1 tRNA gene is annotated in these 229 nt (G+C 62.4%); it reads right to left on the bottom strand.

Going from position 1 to position 229, the window contains the following annotated elements:
* Nucleotide 1: 1 nt before the first annotated feature.
* A tRNA-Asp gene (locus tag HU720_RS24070) sits at nucleotides 2-75 on the bottom strand.
* Nucleotides 76-229: the final 154 nt, after the last annotated feature.

Genomic DNA, 229 nt, shown 5'->3' with positions numbered 1-229 from the left:
GCGCGGCGGACGGGACTCGAACCCGCGACCCCCGGCGTGACAGGCCGGTATTCTAACCGACTGAACTACCGCCGCGCATAGCTGGACTTGCGTCCTGTTCCTCTCTGCCAACCGGCTTCTTGCGAAGTGGTTGAGCCAGGAACGTCTCAGGAAGTGGTGGGTGATGACGGGATCGAACCGCCGACCCTCTGCTTGTAAGGCAGATGCTCTCCCGGCTGAGCTAATCACC

Origin of the sequence: Pseudomonas sp. SWRI51 (assembly GCF_014268825.1) — a bacterium.
In the GTDB taxonomy this organism is placed as follows: Bacteria; Pseudomonadota; Gammaproteobacteria; order Pseudomonadales; family Pseudomonadaceae; genus Aquipseudomonas; species Aquipseudomonas farsensis.
This window is presented reverse-complemented; position numbering and strand designations above follow the sequence as displayed.